We start from the raw sequence: 17,225 nt of genomic DNA on the forward strand, positions 1-17,225 counted from the left end.
CTGGTTTTGATAGCGGTTTCCACCTTTACGTCGTCAACGCTCAGGTATCTGTTCGTTTTGTCGAACCATTGCATCGCCCTTTGTGATTGGCGTATAAACACACAAACACCTATTAGCGGAGAACGCTATGAATACCATTCGCTGGAATGTCGCCGTCTCGGCCGACACCGACCAGTCGCTTCGGATGTTTCTGGCCAGCCAGGGCGGCGGCCGTAAGGGCGACCTGTCGCGCTTCATCGAAGAAGCGGTACGGGCACACATCCTGGAGCTGAGCGCTGAGCAGGCCAAGGCCGCTAACGCCCATCTGAGTGAGGCAGAATTGACCAACGCGGTTGACGAAGCGCTCGACTGGGCACGTAAGCGCTGATGCGGGTCGTGTTGGATACCAACATCCTGTTCAGCGCCCTGATCTCGCCACATGGCGCGCCCGATGCGATCTACCGTGCCTGGCGGGCGGCGCGTTTCGAGGTGGTGACCTCGCGGATGCAACTCGATGAAATTCGTCGAGCCAGCCGCTATCCCAAGCTTCAGGCCATCCTACAGCCCGCCAAGGTGGGCGCCATGATCAATAACCTGCAACGGGCTGTGGTACTGGAGCGCCTGACCATCGAGGTCGAAGCCGATGATCCGGATGACTCGTTTTTGCTGGCCATGGCCTTGGCGGGCGATGCGGACTACCTGGTAACCGGTGATCGCCGCGCCGGCCTGCTGCAACGCGGGCACATCGAACGCACGCGGATCGTCACGCCCGCCGTGTTCTGCGTCGAGGTGCTGTGATCAATGCCGGTCGGTTTTCTGACTCAAGAGCAACGCGACGGTTTTGGCCGCTATGTTGATTCGCCCAGCCGTGAAGAGCTGGAACGTTACTTCCACCTGAGCGATGAAGACCGTGAAGCCATCCAGGTGCTGCGGGGTAACCATAACCGTCTGGGTTATGCCGTTCTGCTGACCACCGTCCGCTTCGTTGGCGTTCTGCCGGACAAGCCCGCCGCCGTGCCGGTGGAAGTCCTGCAGGTGCTTTGCCGACAACTGGCGATTCCAGACCCCGACTGCCTCCAGCGCTATAGCGATCATCGCCGCTGGATACATGCCACCGATATTCAGAACCGCTTTGGCTATCGTCATTTCACCGATCCGGGCATCGGCTTTCGCTTGAGCCGCTGGCTGTATGCCCTCTGCTGGACGGGCACCGACCGGCCGGGAGTGCTGTTTGAGCGAGCCACCTCGTGGCTGTTCACACAGAAAGTCCTCCTGCCTGGTGTGTCTCAACTAGAGCGCTTTATCGCCCAGTTGCGCAGTCGGGTCGAAGAACGCCTCTGGTTTACGCTGGGCCGCAGCGTGACTGAGGAACAGCGATTGCAACTGCAAGACTTGCTGACGGTGGCCGAAGGCAACCGCAGCTCCCGGCTGGATCAATTGCGCTCCGGCCCGGTCATGGTCAGTGGCCCCGCGTTGATTCGGGCACTGCGCCGGCTCGATGACGTGCGCGGCATCGGCATCACCTTGCCGGCGGCGGCGCACATCCCTCCCAGCCGTATCGCCGCCCTGGCCCGCTTCGCCAACACGGCCAAGGTCACCGCGATTAATCGGCTGCCGGCGTCGCGGCGGATGGCGACACTGGTGGCCTTCGCACTCTGCCTGGAGGCGACTGCGCACGACGACGCACTGGAAGTCCTGGAGGCCTTGCTGCGCGACCTGTTCAGCAACGCGGAGAAGGCCGACAAGAAAGCCCGCATGCGCAGCCTGAAAGACCTGGATCGGTCGGCCGCGACGCTCGCCGCCGCGTGCAAGGTCGTGCTGGACAGCTCGATCAGCGATGACAACGTGCGCGCCCGGCTGTTCAACGACCTGCCGAGGACCACCCTGGAAAAGGCCCTGGAAGAGGTCAACGCGCTGATCCGCCCGGTAGATGACGTCTATTTTCTTGCATTGGAAGCGCGCTACCGCAGCGTGCGCCGCTTCCTGCCCGACCTGCTCAAGCACATCCGCTTCGGCTTCAGCCCGGCCGGCAAGGGCGTGGCGGCTAGTCTGGAGTGGCTGCAACTGAACCTGCCGCGCCGGAAGCCAGAGGATGACGCGCCGCAGGAGATCGTGGCCAAGGCTTGGCAGAAGCACATCACCCGCGAAGATGGCTCCCTCGACATGGGTGCCTATGTGTTCTGCACGCTCGATGCGCTGCGCACGGCCCTGCGCCGCCGCGATGTCTTCGTCTCGCCCAGTTGGCGCTATGCCGACCCGCGCCTTGGCCTGCTCGACGGTGCCGAATGGCTGGCGGCGCGACCGATCATCTGCCGGTCACTGGGCCTGACCATCGACGCCAAAACCACCCTGGACGCCTTGTCCGTCGAGCTGGATGCAACCTGGCTGGCAGTAGCCGCGCGCCTGCCCGACAACCCGGCGATTCAACTGAGCGAGAACACCGAGGGCAAGACCGAACTGTCGCTCGGGGCGCTGGACAAGCTGGACGAGCCCTGCTCGTTGCTGCAACTGCGGGCGGCCGTGTCTGACCTGATGCCGCGTGTCGATCTGCCGGAAATCCTCTTGGAAATCGCCGCCCGCACTGGCTTTTCCGAGGCCTTCACCCATGTCTCCGAACGCAATGCACGCGCCGACAACCTGGTCACCAGCCTCTGCGCGGTGCTGTTGGGCGGGGCCTGCAACACCGGCCTGGAGCCCTTGATCCGCACCGACAACCCGGCGCTGCGCCGTGACCGGCTGTCCTGGGTCAGCCAGAATTATATCCGCGACGACACCCTGTCAGCGGCTAACGCCATCCTGGTCGGAGCGCAAAGCCAACTGGAACTGGCCCAAGTCTGGGGTGGCGGCGAGGTCGCCTCCGCCGATGGCATGCGCTTCGTCGTACCGGTGCGCACCGTGCATGCCGGCCCCAATCCGAAGTATTTCGGCACCGGCCGGGGTGTCACCTGGTACAACCTGATTTCCGACCAATTCTCCGGCCTCAACGCCATCACCGTGCCCGGCACGCTGCGCGACAGCCTGGTGTTGCTGGCGGTCGTGCTGGAACAGCAGACCGAGTTGCAGCCGACGCAAATCATGACCGACACCGGGGCCTACAGCGATGTGGTGTTCGGGCTCTTCCGCCTACTTGGCTACCACTTCAGTCCGCGGCTGGCCGATGTCGGCGGTACCCGCTTCTGGCGCACGCGCCCGGACGCGGACTACGGCAAGCTCAACGGGCTGGCCCGCCAGTCGGTCAAACTCGACCTGATCGCCGAGCACTGGGACGACCTGCTGCGCCTGGCCGGCTCGCTCAAACTCGGCCGGGTGCCGGCGACTGGCATCATGCGCACGCTGCAAACGGGAGATAGACCCACCCGGCTGGCCCAGGCGCTGGCCGAATTCGGGCGGATCGAAAAGACTCTGCACACGTTGACCTATATCGACGACGAGTCCAAGCGCCGCGCCACCCTGACCCAGTTGAACCGAGGCGAAGGCCGGCACAGCCTGGCCCGCGCCGTGTTCCACGGCAAACGCGGCGAGCTCCGCCAGCGCTACCGCGAAGGCCAGGAAGACCAGCTCGGTGCTCTGGGCCTGGTGGTGAACATCATCGTGCTGTGGAACACCCTCTACATGACGGCGGCCGTGGAACGGCTCAAGCAGCACGGCTATCCAGTGCTGGAAGAGGATTTGGCCCGGCTATCGCCGCTGATCTACGAGCACATCAACATGCTCGGGCGGTATTCCTTTGCGGTACCGGAAGAAGTTGCGCGCGGCGAGCTGCGGCCACTGCGTAATCCAGACGACGACCTGTGATCCCCCTAAACGCTATGAGCAACACCCAAGCTGCTGCTGGATCGGCGGGCACTTCACCGAGCCGAACGAACAGAAAACGCAGCAATCCCCTGGGTTGGGGCGCAGCAGCGCCTTGCAGTTGCTGCACTCGTAATAGAACTGGCAGGCGTCCGTGGGCATGGTTTCCGGCTTGGCGAAGCCGCAGCGCGGGCAAGTCAGCACGGACTCAAGGACAATGGCGCTCATCGTGACCTCACTTCTGCACTGTGGAGGGGTATCCCGCGTTCGCGGTCGCCTCAGTCAGTGCCTCGGGCTGGGCCTTATCGGGATCGTAGGTGACGGTCGCCGTCTTCTGGTCGAAATTGACCTGGACGTCACTCACGCCGGACACCTTCTCCAGCGACTTCTTGACCGTGATCGGACAGAGTCCGCACGTCATGTTCTGCACGTCGAGCGTGACGGTTTTCGGGGGAGCCGCCAGCGCCACGAAGGGCAAGGCGAAAAGCACGGCGATCAGCAGTTTGCGCATGGTTAATCTCCTTCAGTAGAACAGCGGGGCGAGCCACGGCACGGCCAATAGGCCGAGCAGCAGCACGCTGACGATCCAGAACACGAGTCGCTGTCGCACGAGCGTGCGCGGATCGGCGCAGGGTGTACCTGGCGTACAAACCTGTGGCACCAGGTAGAGCTTGCGGAATGCCAATCCCAGGAACAGTAGAGTCAACCCGATGAAGAGGGGGCGTAGTGGCTCCATCATGGTCAGAGCGCCCACCCACGTACCGCCGACACCGAGTGCCAACAGCACCAGTGGCCCGACACAGCACACCGACGCACCGATGGCGGTCAGCGAACTCGCGACCAGCGAGCCTTTCCCGGTGAGTTGCATCCCCATTCCCATCTCCTGAGCCTGATTGCCTAGGTGCTATTCTAAACTCCGTATCAAAGTACGGAATCAAGGAGAAAGTGATGGCCACAGAGCTGACCATTGGCAAGCTGGCAGACGCCGCCGGGGTGAACGTCGAGACGATCCGCTACTACCAGCGACGCGGGCTGCTGGATGAACCAGCCAAACCCTTGGGTGGCCATCGGCGCTATCCGGTGGACATGGTGAAGCGACTGCGTTTCATCAAGCGGGCTCAGGCGCTGGGTTTCACGCTCTCGGAAGTCGGTGGACTGCTGACGCTGGATGAGTCGTGCGCCTGTGCCGAAACGCGAGCACGGGCTGCACGCAAGCTCGCGTTGATCGAGCAGAAGATGGCCGACTTGGTCGTCATGCAGCAACTGTTAGGCGAACTGGTGCAGCAATGTGATGCGGGAGACGGCGGAACGATCTGCCCGATCATCGAGGCACTGATCAGAGAGTAATGCCTGGCGGGTGAGCTGGAGATCGGAAAGCCCCTTTACGGTGGGATTCAGAGCTTACGTTGGTTTTTGGTTCCATTGCTCCCCAAACCCCTACATGAACCGTTTCCAGATCGCACCCGAAGAGTGGGCGTTAGAGGCGCTGTTCGGCGAATCATTCGTTCGCTACCGCGCCCGCGTCCGCCGCTGGATCTGAGCGTTGTCAGTGGTAGTGGCTAGGAGACTTGCTATCGCGTCAGCCTGCGGCAGGTGCACTTGAGTTAGCTGAATTTTATCGTGACGAGCTGCTTATCTATATACCTGAAATATGTCGCAGGTCGAGGGCATAGCGCCAATAAGTGATATTCGGCTATTCGCTCTGTTAATACCTTGTTTTAATTGTAGCGCATAGTAAGCTTATGCTTCGCTGCAGTGATTGTCGGTCTGCTTGGTGTCGAGACAAACACTGCCGTCTAGCTCCATCTCGAGTGTCGAGTGGCTGATTTTGAATTGCTCATGGAGTACACGTTTCAAATCAGTCTTCACTCGTTCGATCCCAGGCAGACTCGCCTTCTTGATGACAACATGTGCTTCCAGTGCAATTGTATGCTCAGCGATTTCCCAAACATGCACGTGGTGAACGCCCTCGACGTCGTTTACTTGTTCCATGACATTGATTATATCAGCGACGGAAACGCCTTCTGGCGCGCCCTCCATTAACAGATGGATGGTTTTAGGCAGCATGCTAAAGCCTTGCCAGAGCACGTAGCCAGCAATCATCAGTGTCAGTACAGTATCCGCCCAGTACCACCCATACAGAAGTATCAATGTCCCGGCGATAACAACGCCGACGGAGGCCAGCGCATCCGACACATTGTGCAAGAATGCCGCCTTTATATTCATGCTGTTCTTGGACATTGTGTAGGTGAGAAAGGCCGTGACGATATCTACAACCAAGGCTATTCCCGCGACCACGACCACTGTCCAACCTTCAATGGGCTGCGGGGAAAACAACCGGCCTATGGCCTCGTAAATAAGATAGAGACCGACGATGATCAGGGTGACCAAGTTGATCAAAGCCGCTATGGTTTCACTGCGTCGATAGCCAAAGGTTTTAAATGCATCTGGCGGTCTGCGACCGATCTTACGTGCGATCAGCGCAATAACCAGTGATGCGGCATCGCTCAAATTATGTAGCGCGTCAGCAATGAGTGATAAGCTACCAGAGAGTATTCCACCGACTATTTGTGCCAGTGTTAATGCGGCGTTAACGCCTATAGCAGCAATTAGACGCTTATCGCCTATAGCTTCGGTGTTATGGTTATGTTCGTGGCCCATTGGTTTTTAACCACCCTTAAAAATCTAAAAAAAGACTAAGCACAGGAAGCCAAACGGTCGTCTATAGCAACAAATAAATATACTAGTGCCTTTGTACCGTCTGACACGGAGACAGCCTCCAAACCGTTGACAGAAATCCGACCATCATCGCCCGAGTTCGTGCGCCATTGCCTTCAATACGCCGATAACTGGCTAACCCTTGTCATGATCTGAATATGACAGATTTGTAATCTTCACATCATCTTTCGTGGTTCAAGCTGCACAGCGGAAGATTACATTTCAATAATGTAATGTTTGGCTCACACTGCCGTTATCTTCAGTCGCGCAAAATTCGTTAGAACCTGTAGAGCTCACCGGGAAAGCTCAACAAGCCACTTTGAATTTAGCGAGGGCTGCCCATATGAATCTGTTGAAAGCTATTATTGTTGGATCGGTAATCTTCGGCTCCGCATTATCCTATGCAGGAGACGGCTACGATCGTTCAATGAAATTTAACGAAAAGTTTCGTGCAGAACAAAAACGGATTCACGAAACCGAGTCTGGTGAAGAAAAAATAGACGGACTAGAAGCTAAGAATCCGCGCCCGGATCAGAGCAATATGCAAATAAAGAAAGAATCCAAAACTGAATAACCGCTTCACCCGAACAATCTTCGCCTCCGATAGCTTCCGAATCCCGTTGGTAAAGCTGTATTTAAGCGCCTTTCGAGGCGCTTTTTTTGTTTCTCGATAACGTACCCGTCAGTCGTTACCAGCGCATTGGGGCCACAAATCCTTTCAGTGAACCCTTCGAAGCTTCGATTGGATATTCATAAAAAGGCCAGGCATCAAGCCTGGCCTACGTTGGGAGAAAACCAATATCAGCTCGCGTCCTCATCCTCTTCGTTGCGTTTCATGCGGCGCTGCAGAGCCGTGTAATAGAGCGCAGGCAATACCAGCAGCGTCAGTGCTGTCGAGGACAGGATGCCGCCAATGACCACGGTCGCCAGAGGCCGTTGGACTTCCGCGCCGGTCCCTGTGGCCAACGCCATCGGGACGAAGCCGAGCGACGCCACCAACGCCGTCATCAGGACCGGGCGTAATCGCACCAGTGCGCCTTCACGCACAGCCTCGGATAAAGGCCGGCCCTCCTCTAGCAGCCCCCGAATGAAAGCAATCATCACTAGTCCGTTCAGCACTGCTACCCCCGACAACGCGATGAACCCGACGCCAGCCGAAATCGAGAGGGGAATGTCTCTCAGCCAGAGCGCAAGAATGCCCCCGGTAAGCGCGAACGGAATGCCGGTGAAGACGACTAGCCCATCACGCAGGGTGTTGAACATCATGAACAGAAGCACGAAGACCAGCAGTAAGGCGAGTGGGACGACCAGCTGCAGGCGCTTGGCGGCAGCCTGTAGCTGCTCGAATTGCCCACCCCAGGTCGTCCAATAAGCGGGCGCTACCGGGTTTCGCTCGGCGATTGCCGCAGACGCGTCTTGGACGAAACTGCCAATGTCACGCCCCCGAACGTTGGCACTCACCACAACCAGACGCTTACCATCCTCACGGCTGATCTGGTTCGGTCCCAGCACGAATTCCAGCGTGGCAACTTCAGCCAGCGGGATGAAGTCGATTCGGTCGCTAGCTCCGCCCGCCACCGCCGGCACCGGAATCGGCAAGCGAGCTAGCACATCCGGATCGGCACGCAGCGTATCGGAAAGACGAACAACGATGTCGAAACGGCGGTCACCCTCAAAGAAGGTTCCAGCTTCCCGTCCGCCGATCGCAGCTGCGACAGTATCCTGCACATCGCCGATGTTGAGTCCGAAGCGTGCCGCCTTGTCGCGATCCACATTGACGCTCAGCAGCGGGAGGCCCGTTGTCTGCTCGACTTTTACTTCGGACGCGCCTGGTACGTCCTGAAGTATCGCCGCGATGTCATCAGCCGTTTTGTTGAGAATATCCATGTCGTCCCCGAACACCTTAACGGCCACATCGCTGCGAACTCCGGAAATCAGCTCGTTGAAGCGTAACTGGATCGGCTGAGACATCTCATAGTTGCTGCCTGGTACAGATGCGGCCGCCTTCTGGATGTCCTCAATGAGCTGCTCGCGGGATTTGTCCGGATCTGGCCATTCTTCCTTGGGCTTGAGCATCACATAGCTGTCCGAAATATTCGGCGGCATAGGGTCAGCCGCGATCTCTGCGGTGCCGGTTCGGGCAAACGTACGCTTGACCTCCGGGACCTGTTCGGCAATTGCCTTTTCGAGCCGCTGCTGCATATCCACGGATTGGGAGAGGCTGGTCCCTGGAACGCGCAGAGCTTGAAGCGCAAAATCACCCTCGCTGAGGCTCGGAACGAACTCGCTACCCATTCGCATGGCCAGCAGCGCAGACAGCAGCACGCTAGCGACGGCGCCACTGAATACCAATGTGCGATGACGCATGACCCAGTCGAGCACCGGTGCGTAGCCATTGCGCGCGGCACGCATCAGGCGGTTGTCCTTCTCTTGCACTTTACCGGTGACAAAAAGGGCAACAGCAGCGGGTACGAAGGTGACCGAGAGAATCATGGCGCCCAACAGTGCGATTACCACCGTGAATGCCATGGGGTGGAACATCTTCCCCTCGACACCGGTGAGCGCAAAGATCGGCAGGTAGACCACCATGATGATCAGCTGGCCGTAGATCAGCGGACGCCGTGCCTCCTTGGCCGCCGCGAATACTTCGTGGAAACGCTCACTGCGGGTCAGAATCCTGCCATGTTTTTCCTGGGCGTGGGCAAGCCGGCGGATTGCGTTTTCGACGATGACCACCGCACCGTCGACGATGATGCCGAAGTCGAGTGCCCCTAGACTCATGAGGTTGGCACTGACCTTATTAGTCGCCATGCCGGTGAAGGTGAATAGCATGGAAAGCGGGATGACCATCGCTGTGATTAGGGCTGCACGCAGGTTGCCGAGGAACAGAAACAGCACGGCGATAACCAGGATTGCGCCTTCGATTAGGTTCTTGCGAACCGTGGCGATGGCCTTGTCAACAAGGTCGGTCCGGTCATAGACCGTTATGGCGCTCACGCCTTCTGGCAGGTTCTGGTTGATAATCTCCAAACGCTGCGCGACTGCCTGCGACACGCTACGGCTGTTTTCTCCCACCAGCATAAAGGCGGTCCCGAGGACCACCTCGCGTCCATTGTCGGTGGCCGCGCCAGAGCGCAGCTCGCGACCGATCCCCACTTCGGCAATATCGCGTACCCGCACGGGCGCACCGCCTGCGTTGCTCAGGACGATATTGCCAATGTCCTCGGGGGAGCCGAGCTGGCCGGGTGTGCGGATCGACAATTGTTCGCCATTACGCTCGATGAAGCCGGCGCCGACGTTGGCGTTGTTACGTTCGAGCGCAACTACAAGTTGTTCCAGAGTGATTCGGTACGCGGCCATGCGCTTCGGATCGGGCGCTACCTGATACTCTTTGGCGAAGCCACCGATCGTGTTGATCTCGGCAACGCCTCGAACGTTTCGCAGCTGCGGCTTGATGATCCAGTCCTGGATTTCACGCAGGTCGGTCGGCGTGTAGGGCTGACCATCAGGACGGCGCGCCTCGGGCTCGGCCTCGACCGTCCAGAGGAAGATTTCCCCCAGGCCGGTGGAGATGGGACCGAGAGTGACCTCCACGCCCTGCGGAAGCTCGTTGCTCGCGGCCTGCAGCCGTTCACTCACCAATTGCCGGGCGAAATAGAGATCGGTGCCATCATCAAAGATTACGGTGATCTGAGCGAACCCGGAGCGCGATAATGAACGTGTCTGGCGCAGGTGGGGCAAGCCGGCCATCGCCGTCTCGATGGGGAAGGTAACGCGTTGCTCGGTTTCAAGCGGCGACGCGCCTGGGACTGCGGCGTTAATTTGAACCTGTACATTGGTGATGTCGGGCACAGCGTCGATAGGTAAGCGCTGATAGCTATAAACCCCGACGCCCGCCATGCCCAAGACCGCCAGCAGCACTAGCCAGCGCTGCTCGATGGCGAAGCGAAGAATACGTTCGAACATGAGTTAGGTATCCGGAGGATCAGTGAACGTGCTCGGCGGAGCCTTTGCCGAGTTCGGATTTCAGGATGAAGCTGCCAGCGGTCGCGATCTGTTGGCCGGCCTGCAATCCGTCACGAATTTCCACGCGATTTTCGTCGCGCTGGCCCAGCGAAACCGGGTGCGCCTGGAAGCCGTGCGGCGTGCGAACGAAAACCGTCGGCGCGTTTTCGACGGTCTGGACCGCCTCGACTGGAACCGTGACCGGAACACTACGTCCGTCGGCGCTAACTCGGACCGTCACGAAAAGACCGGGACGCCAAGCCCCATCGGGGTTGGCCAGGGTCACGCGGGCTGTCGCGGCACGCGTCTGCTCGCCCAGCAGGCTGCCCACATGGGCGACCTTCCCCATTGTTCGCACGCCTAGCTCGCCGGCAACAACTTCGACTTCTCGGCCGACGGTTACGCGCATCAAATCACGGGCAGGTACGCTGAACGTGGCCCAAACCCGCGACAAATCAGTCAGAGTGAAGACGCTGGTCGTTTCATCTGCACGTTCGCCCAGCACAATATGCTTCTCGACGACCACTGCATCGAAAGGTGCACGGAGCTCGTAGCGATTACCCACACCGGCGTCACTTCCGCCGCCCAGCGCCCGGGTTTTTTCCTGGGCATTACGCAAGTCGATTTCTGCTACGCGCAGGCTCTGCTGGGCCTGCAAATAGTCCTGTTCTGCAGAGATACGCTCCTGCCACAGGGTGCGCTCACGCTCGAACAAGATGCGAGCCAGTCGGAGGCGCTGCTCGGCGGCAGCCAGCTCACTACGCTGTTCGGACAGCTGCTGGCTGGCGATAACCGCCAGCAACTGGCCCTTCTTCACTTGGTCACCCAGGTTGACCGAAACCGATTCGACAACGCCGGCCACACGGGGCACGACATGTGCGGTACGGTCTTCGTCGAAACGCAGCTCGCCCGGCAAAGATACAGACGAGCCGATTTCAGCCGGTCCGGCCTTGCTTAGCTGAATGCCTGCGGCACGTATCTGCTCTTCGGAAAGCTCAATCTCACCTTCGGCATGCGTTTCGTTGCCGTGCTCGTCCTCCTCACCGCCATGACCGCTTTCGTCACCATGGCCGTGGCCATCGCCTTCAGCGTCATGACCGTCTTCGTCCCCATGGTCGTTCTCAGATTCCTCGTGACCGCTTTCTCCATCCTCATGCGCGTGGCCATCCTCGGCGTGCTCAGCCTTGTTATCGCTGGCCTGCGCCTCAAGAACGAAGCCCTGTTTTACGCCAACGCCGGTCAGCAGTACCAAAGCGACCGCCAGAGCGATTCCCGTCTGTTTTTTCATGCAAGCTCCCCCACCGCCAATACGTAATGGCGGCGTTTCGGTCATTCGAAGGTAGTGGTAGGTCCGTACAGCCGCTCGATACGCGCCCAGGCGTCGACCACGGCTTGCAATGACTGCAGATAGCGCGTGCGTGCATCGATCAGCGCACGCTGTGCGTCGAGCACGTCGAGGAATGCGAAGCGGCCCAGACCGAAGCCACGCGTTGCCGCTTCCACGGTTCGCTGTCCCGCCGGCAGAATCCGGTTGCGTATCTCCTCGACGTCCGCACGTGCGGTGCGCCAGTCGCGCAGGGCCTGTTGGATCTCCGCACGCACACGCAGCTCGGCCGCATTGCGAAGATCACGCGCCTGTTCCGCCCGCCGTGCGGCCGCCAGAACATTGCCTTGGTTACGATCAAACAAAGGCAGCGGAACAGAGAGGCCGACGAGGTTGACGCGCTCACGCTCGATTTCGTCGTACTGGCTACCGATACTGACGCTTATGTCCGGGTAGCGCTGGCTTCGCTGAAGCCCCAGCTCGGCTTCACTCAAGGCCACTTGGCGCAGAGCCCTACGCATATCGGCACTCTCACGCACGCGCGCCAATAATGCAGATTCGCTAGGCACATCTGGCAGGTGTTCGAAACTGCCCAGCAAACTGCCAAACTCCGGTGCGTCGGTCCCGAGCAGGCGCGCTAGCATCTGTCGAGCGTTGTCCCATTCCTGGCGTGCTCGCCGCAGGTCCAGTTGTACGGTCGCCAGTTGCATATCGGCGCGCGTCGCCTCCACTGGCGAAACTTTTCCGGCATCGACCTGTGCATCGGCGACCTTAGCAGCCCGTTCGGCCAATGACAGAGAGGCCTCGGCCAGTCGCATGCCTTCTTGGGCGCGCAGGGCGGCGAAGAATGCCTGGATCACATCTGCACGTAATCCTTGGCGTCGAAGGTCGAGATCGGCATCCACCATCGAGCGATTAGCATCCGCCACGCCGATTCGAGCGCCGCGCTTGCCGCCCAACTCGATCGACTGGGTGATTGTAATTGAGCGGGTCTGGCGGTCGGACTGAGTGTCTTCCACCTCGAACCCTAATTCCGGGTTCGGGATAACCCCAGCTTGGCGGCGCAGACCGCTTGCGATGCCGATCTCCGACCGCGCAGCGGAAAATTCTGGGTTGCGTTCATACGCAAGGGACACGGCCCGCTCCAGTGTCAGACCGTCTTGCGCGCCCACCTCGAGCGACATTAGTGCCAGCCCGAGCCCAAGCAGCCCGCTAGCAAGCAGATACAAGCGTTTCTTTTGATACATACGCAACACTGCAGTGCAGTGCCCCCTTCGTCGATAGCGTTTCCTCAGCCGCACTAAACCGGCCAGATAGCTGATGGCTAAGCGGCGTGACTTTAGATAAGCGCGGATATCGGCCGGGTGACTACGACATTACAAATTTGTAATCCAAGGAATATCTGCGATTGCACCGCTCAAGATTACGAGATCGTCATTTACCGCTAATCCTGCGGTCATTTACAGGGGAAGATCATCGCCCGGCACTCGAACAAAAAGGCGAAGGCGTCATTCGAGCGCTGACATGCCGTATATCAGGAGCATCATCATGAGCAAAAAGGCCGCCCTTTCACTTACAGCCCTTTCACTGGCACTGGGCAGCGCCCCGGTCTTTGCCCAATCGGAAACAGCGGAGGGCTTCATCGAAGGCAGCACGCTTTCGCTGATAAATCGCAACTTTTATTTCAACCGAGATTTTCGCGACGGTGGGAGCGCCACCGGCAATGGCTATTCTGAGGAATGGGCTCACGGACTGATGGCATTCTTTGAGTCCGGATATACCCAAGGCTCGGTGGGGATCGGCGTCGACGCCTTCGCCATGCTCGGCCTCAAACTCGATTCTGGATCAGGACGTTCCGGTGCTGGCGGAACCGTCGATCTTCTCCCCTACAATAGCGCCGGCGATGCCGAGGATGACTTTTCTCGAGTAGGGGGGGCCGTGAAAGCACGGTTCTTGGGCACCGAGATCAAGGCAGGCGATGTATTTCCCGCTACTCCTGTCGTGCACTTTGGTGACGCACGGCTGCTGCCGGAGTCTTTCAAGGGTGTCACCGTTGTGAACAACTCGCTGGACGACCTCACCCTCCAGGGCGGCCGCCTGCACGCGATGAGCCAGCCCAATACCAGCAACACGAACGATGACTTCGTCACGTTTTATGGCGGCGGCGTCGACTCGCCTTGGCTCGGCTACGCAGGCGGCGACTATAGCGTGAACGAAAACCTCAGTCTTAGCCTGTATACCAGCCGGCTGAAGGATGCCTGGGATCAACATTATTTCGGTGTCTCGGCCACCTATCCACTTTCCGATGCCGTCGTGCTGCTGGGCAGCTTCAACTACTACAAGGCAACCGACGAAGGTCGGAAATTGCTGGGCGAGTTTAACAACAGCATCTGGAGTTCCAGTCTGGGTGTCGCCTTCGGCGCGCACACCGTCACGGCGTCGTATCAGCGAAACAACGGTAACAACGACTTTGACTACTTGCGCCAAGCGGACTCGATCTACCTGAATAACTCCATCCAGTACAGTGATTTCAACTCACCTAAAGAGCAGTCCTGGATGCTGCGTTATGACCTGAACATGGCGGGTTACGGCATACCTGGGCTTACGTTCATGACTCGCTACGCCCGCGGCTGGGGCGCCGATTACAGCAACGCAAATGAGGTATATATGCGCCAAGACGATAACGGCGCGCCTCTGTCCGGACAGAAGCGCTGGGAACGCGACGTCGAAGCACGCTACGTTGTACAGACAGGCTCGTTCAAGGACCTCTCTCTGCGGGTGCGCCAGGCTACAACACGGGCGACTGCTTTCGAGTCCGACCTCAATGAGGTTCGATTCATCGCCGAGTACCCGCTCTCGATCCTGTGAAGCACTACGAGCAACACCACATCTTCTTTTTGTGCTCCCTTGGTTTGAAGATGTGTTTCAGGCGCCCGTAGGGCGCCTTTTTTTGCTTAAGTGCACCTCCTTGCGCTGCGGGCCAACCAAATGACAGGTAGATTACAAATTTGCAAGACAGCCCCGCAGGACTTTTACCGCGTTAAAGTGCTTCCCGCTTCCCTAGGCTGATCTTTACGGCCTGCCTTCCATGCTGGGCAAGCCGCGTTAGTCTTGGCCTAGTTGCTACATGAATAATTTTTTGGTTCCGCTTACCGCGCACCTCATTGCTGAGTCATCTGAAAACATGCGCATTCTGGTTGTAGAAGACGAGATTAAAGCTGCGGAATACCTGCAGCAGGGTCTCATCGAGTGTGGTTACACGGTCGATTGCGTAAGTGATGGGCTCGATGGATTCCACCTGGCACTGCAGAACGACTATGACATCGTGCTGCTAGACGTGAATCTGCCAACCATGGACGGGTGGGAGGTGCTCGAACTCATCAGGCGACGTAAGCAGACACGCGTCATCATGCTGACGGCCAATGGCCGCTTAGAGCAAAAGGTCCGCGGCCTGGAGTCGGGCGCCGACGACTATATGGTCAAGCCGTTCCAGTTCCCCGAGCTGCTCGCTCGTATCCGAACATTGTTGCGGCGAGGCGAGGCGGTCGCACTCCCGAGCAATCTGCGTGTAGCCGACCTCGAACTCGACCCGGGCCGGCATCGGGCCTACAGGAGCGGTCAGCGTATTGATCTCACCAGCAAAGAATTTGCGCTACTGCATCTGCTCATGCGCCGGACTGGCGAGGTTCTCACGCGTACCGAAATAACCGCCCTGGTGTGGGACATCAACTTCGACTGCGATACCAATGTGGTGGATGTTGCAATCCGTCGCCTACGGATGAAGGTGGACGAACCCTTTGGCGATCGCCTGATACACACCATTCGCGGTGTCGGCTACGTGCTGGAGGCGCGGCCTTGAAGCCACTCAGCCTCGCATCGCGTCTCGCGCTTCAAATCACATTGACCGGCGCCGTCTTGGTCGCGCTGTTGATTGCACTGAGCTACTGGGTACTTGTGCGCCAACTGGAACTGCGCGCCCAGGAGGAAGTGACGGCCAAGCTCTCGCAGATCGATCATGGACTCCTAGAAGACACCAAAGCCCGTATGGGCCGCTCCTGGCAACACGCACTGAGCGATACGGTACTCGGCCATGACAACCTTTCGATTACCGTCATCGGCGATAGAGCCAAACCCCCCATTTTTAGTATCGGCCGGTTCGCCCATGCGCCGCAGCAGATGGATCTTGTGAACAGAGACGGTGAATACCTAGGCTGGACCACGGAAGACGGCGTGCAGATGCTAACCGGGCGCAAGCAAATACAGGTCCCGGGACTGGCTCCAATGACGCTTTTACTTACGCAAGATCGCAGTGCCGATCAACTGCTAGTGGCTGCATTCCTGCGCTCGGCCTTAGTGACTGTGCCGATGCTGCTGATGTTGATCGGGTTGGCTGGATGGCTAGTTGCTAACAACGGTTTGCGACCGCTTCGCAAGTTTCGGGCCTTGGCGACAAAGGTATCGACGCAGGATCTGTCACCCCGAATCCGCAGCGATCAGCTTCCACTAGAGCTTCAGGAATTGGCGCACAGCCTCAACGTAATGCTTCATCGACTCGATGACGGAGTTCAGCAACTGTCACAATTCTCGGACGATGTGGCCCATGAGTTGAAGACTCCCCTAAATAACCTGATAGGCAAGGCGCAGGTGACATTGGTGCGTGAGCGAAGCAAGGAGCAATATAGGGAAGTGCTCGAATCGTCGGTCGAAGAGCTCGAACGCATGGATCGAATCGTGTCAGACATGCTGTTTCTCGCCCAGGCCAGCCACGCCAGCCCAGCACTGAAACTCGAACAACTATCCCTGGGAAGTGAGGCGAATCGCGTCTGTGAATACCTCGAAGTCCTCGCCGAAGAAGCCGGAGTCGCAACGACGGTAACGGGCGATGCCATAGTTCTAGGAAATCGGCTTATGGTCCAACGGGCCATTTCCAACCTGCTATCCAACGCGTTGCGGCATTCGAATACTGGCAGCACGGTCGAAATTAAGATACTTGAGAAGGACATAGACATCGTCTCGCTGGCTGTCACCAATCATGGCGCGACTATCGAATCGGATCATCTCCCGCACCTGTTCGACCGCTTTTACCGCGTTAACGGCATACAACCTCGTGGGGCAGGATTGGGGCTAGCTATTGTCCGTTCAGTGATGAACCTCCACAAAGGCCACGTGGCCGTCGCCAGCAAAGACGGTCGGACCACATTCGAACTCACCTTTCCTCGGCACGCCTGATTCAAAGTGATACGGCTTGGTACCCACTCCCCATCAGACCAACGCCATACATTTAATGCATGCATGTAATGCATGCATGGCCTAATCGAGCGTGGGATGGTCTACAAAAACGATGAGTTTAAAACAGAGCCGAATCGGCAGAAAGCGATGGTTAATTACTGCTTTGTAATGCGAAGAA

Annotated in this window: 15 protein-coding genes; 8 read left to right on the plus strand and 7 right to left on the minus strand. The window is 58.6% G+C overall.

The window, feature by feature from the left end; translation table 11 throughout:
• Positions 1–127: 127 nt before the first annotated feature.
• From ACX1DW_RS21540 to ACX1DW_RS21550, 3 genes are read left to right on the plus strand one after another with little or no spacing between them, the layout of a single operon-like run.
• A complete protein-coding gene (locus ACX1DW_RS21540; RefSeq protein WP_003089107.1) occupies positions 128–367 on the plus strand; it encodes a ribbon-helix-helix domain-containing protein in 240 nt (79 codons plus the stop codon).
• A complete protein-coding gene (locus ACX1DW_RS21545) occupies positions 367–777 on the plus strand; it encodes a putative toxin-antitoxin system toxin component, PIN family (protein WP_003150546.1) in 411 nt (136 codons plus the stop codon). Before ACX1DW_RS21540 ends, ACX1DW_RS21545 begins: the two co-directional genes overlap by 1 nt.
• 3 nt (positions 778–780) lie before the next feature.
• A complete protein-coding gene (locus ACX1DW_RS21550) occupies positions 781–3,774 on the plus strand; it encodes a Tn3 family transposase (protein WP_003299771.1) in 2,994 nt (997 codons plus the stop codon).
• Positions 3,775–3,786: 12 nt separating this feature from the next.
• Here ACX1DW_RS21550 and ACX1DW_RS21555 read toward each other — a convergent pair whose 3' ends face one another.
• The 3 genes from ACX1DW_RS21555 to ACX1DW_RS21565 are packed head-to-tail and all read right to left on the minus strand — an operon-like array spanning position 3,787 to position 4,645.
• Positions 3,787–3,999 carry a GDCCVxC domain-containing (seleno)protein gene (locus ACX1DW_RS21555; protein ID WP_003089113.1) on the minus strand — a complete coding sequence of 71 codons (213 nt, stop codon included), beginning with the start codon at positions 3,997–3,999 and terminating at the stop codon, positions 3,787–3,789.
• Between the two features lie 7 nt (positions 4,000–4,006).
• Positions 4,007–4,282, minus strand: coding sequence for a mercury resistance system periplasmic binding protein MerP (merP, locus tag ACX1DW_RS21560; RefSeq protein ID WP_003150552.1), 276 nt, complete (start codon positions 4,280–4,282; stop codon positions 4,007–4,009).
• A 12-nt stretch (positions 4,283–4,294) separates the two neighbouring features.
• Positions 4,295–4,645 (minus strand): mercuric transporter MerT family protein, encoded by a 351-nt coding sequence (locus ACX1DW_RS21565; RefSeq protein WP_003089115.1) that lies wholly within the window; start codon positions 4,643–4,645, stop codon positions 4,295–4,297.
• 74 nt (positions 4,646–4,719) lie between these two features.
• Between ACX1DW_RS21565 and merR the strand changes: the two genes are divergently transcribed.
• Complete coding sequence (gene merR / locus ACX1DW_RS21570) at positions 4,720–5,118, plus strand: Hg(II)-responsive transcriptional regulator (RefSeq protein ID WP_003089120.1); 399 nt, start codon at positions 4,720–4,722, stop codon at positions 5,116–5,118.
• 393 nt (positions 5,119–5,511) lie between these two features.
• Here the strand turns inward: merR and ACX1DW_RS21575 are convergent, their stop codons facing one another.
• Positions 5,512–6,432 (minus strand): cation diffusion facilitator family transporter, encoded by a 921-nt coding sequence (locus tag ACX1DW_RS21575; protein WP_011914465.1) that lies wholly within the window; start codon positions 6,430–6,432, stop codon positions 5,512–5,514.
• A gap of 400 nt (positions 6,433–6,832) precedes the next feature.
• On the opposite strand from ACX1DW_RS21575, the gene ACX1DW_RS21580 reads away from it, so the two are divergent.
• Positions 6,833–7,063, plus strand: coding sequence for a hypothetical protein (locus ACX1DW_RS21580; RefSeq protein WP_003282470.1), 231 nt, complete (start codon positions 6,833–6,835; stop codon positions 7,061–7,063).
• Positions 7,064–7,290: 227 nt separating this feature from the next.
• On the opposite strand, the gene ACX1DW_RS21585 is transcribed toward ACX1DW_RS21580, so the two are convergent.
• Genes ACX1DW_RS21585 through ACX1DW_RS21595 form a run of 3 tightly spaced genes read right to left on the minus strand, consistent with a single transcriptional unit; the run spans position 7,291 to position 13,065 of the window.
• On the minus strand, positions 7,291–10,455 hold the full coding sequence (locus ACX1DW_RS21585) for a CusA/CzcA family heavy metal efflux RND transporter (protein WP_458992359.1): 3,165 nt from the start codon (positions 10,453–10,455) through the stop codon (positions 7,291–7,293).
• Positions 10,456–10,474: 19 nt separating this feature from the next.
• Positions 10,475–11,782, minus strand: a complete 1,308-nt coding sequence (locus tag ACX1DW_RS21590) for an efflux RND transporter periplasmic adaptor subunit (RefSeq protein WP_011914461.1) — start codon at positions 11,780–11,782, stop codon at positions 10,475–10,477.
• A gap of 41 nt (positions 11,783–11,823) precedes the next feature.
• Positions 11,824–13,065: a TolC family protein gene (locus tag ACX1DW_RS21595; RefSeq protein ID WP_011914460.1), complete on the minus strand. Its 1,242-nt coding sequence runs from the start codon at positions 13,063–13,065 to the stop codon at positions 11,824–11,826.
• Positions 13,066–13,366: 301 nt separating this feature from the next.
• On the opposite strand from ACX1DW_RS21595, the gene ACX1DW_RS21600 reads away from it, so the two are divergent.
• The 3 genes from ACX1DW_RS21600 (at position 13,367) to ACX1DW_RS21610 (ending at position 17,047) form a co-directional block, all read left to right on the plus strand.
• A complete protein-coding gene (locus tag ACX1DW_RS21600) occupies positions 13,367–14,686 on the plus strand; it encodes an OprD family porin (protein WP_011914459.1) in 1,320 nt (439 codons plus the stop codon).
• 316 nt (positions 14,687–15,002) lie between these two features.
• Complete coding sequence (locus ACX1DW_RS21605; RefSeq protein WP_013982153.1) at positions 15,003–15,677, plus strand: heavy metal response regulator transcription factor; 675 nt, start codon at positions 15,003–15,005, stop codon at positions 15,675–15,677.
• Positions 15,674–17,047, plus strand: a complete 1,374-nt coding sequence (locus ACX1DW_RS21610) for a heavy metal sensor histidine kinase (RefSeq protein WP_125883062.1) — start codon at positions 15,674–15,676, stop codon at positions 17,045–17,047. The genes ACX1DW_RS21605 and ACX1DW_RS21610 overlap by 4 nt, the downstream gene beginning before the upstream one ends.
• Positions 17,048–17,225 lie beyond the last annotated feature (178 nt).

Source organism: Stutzerimonas sp. KH-1 (genome assembly GCF_054483855.1).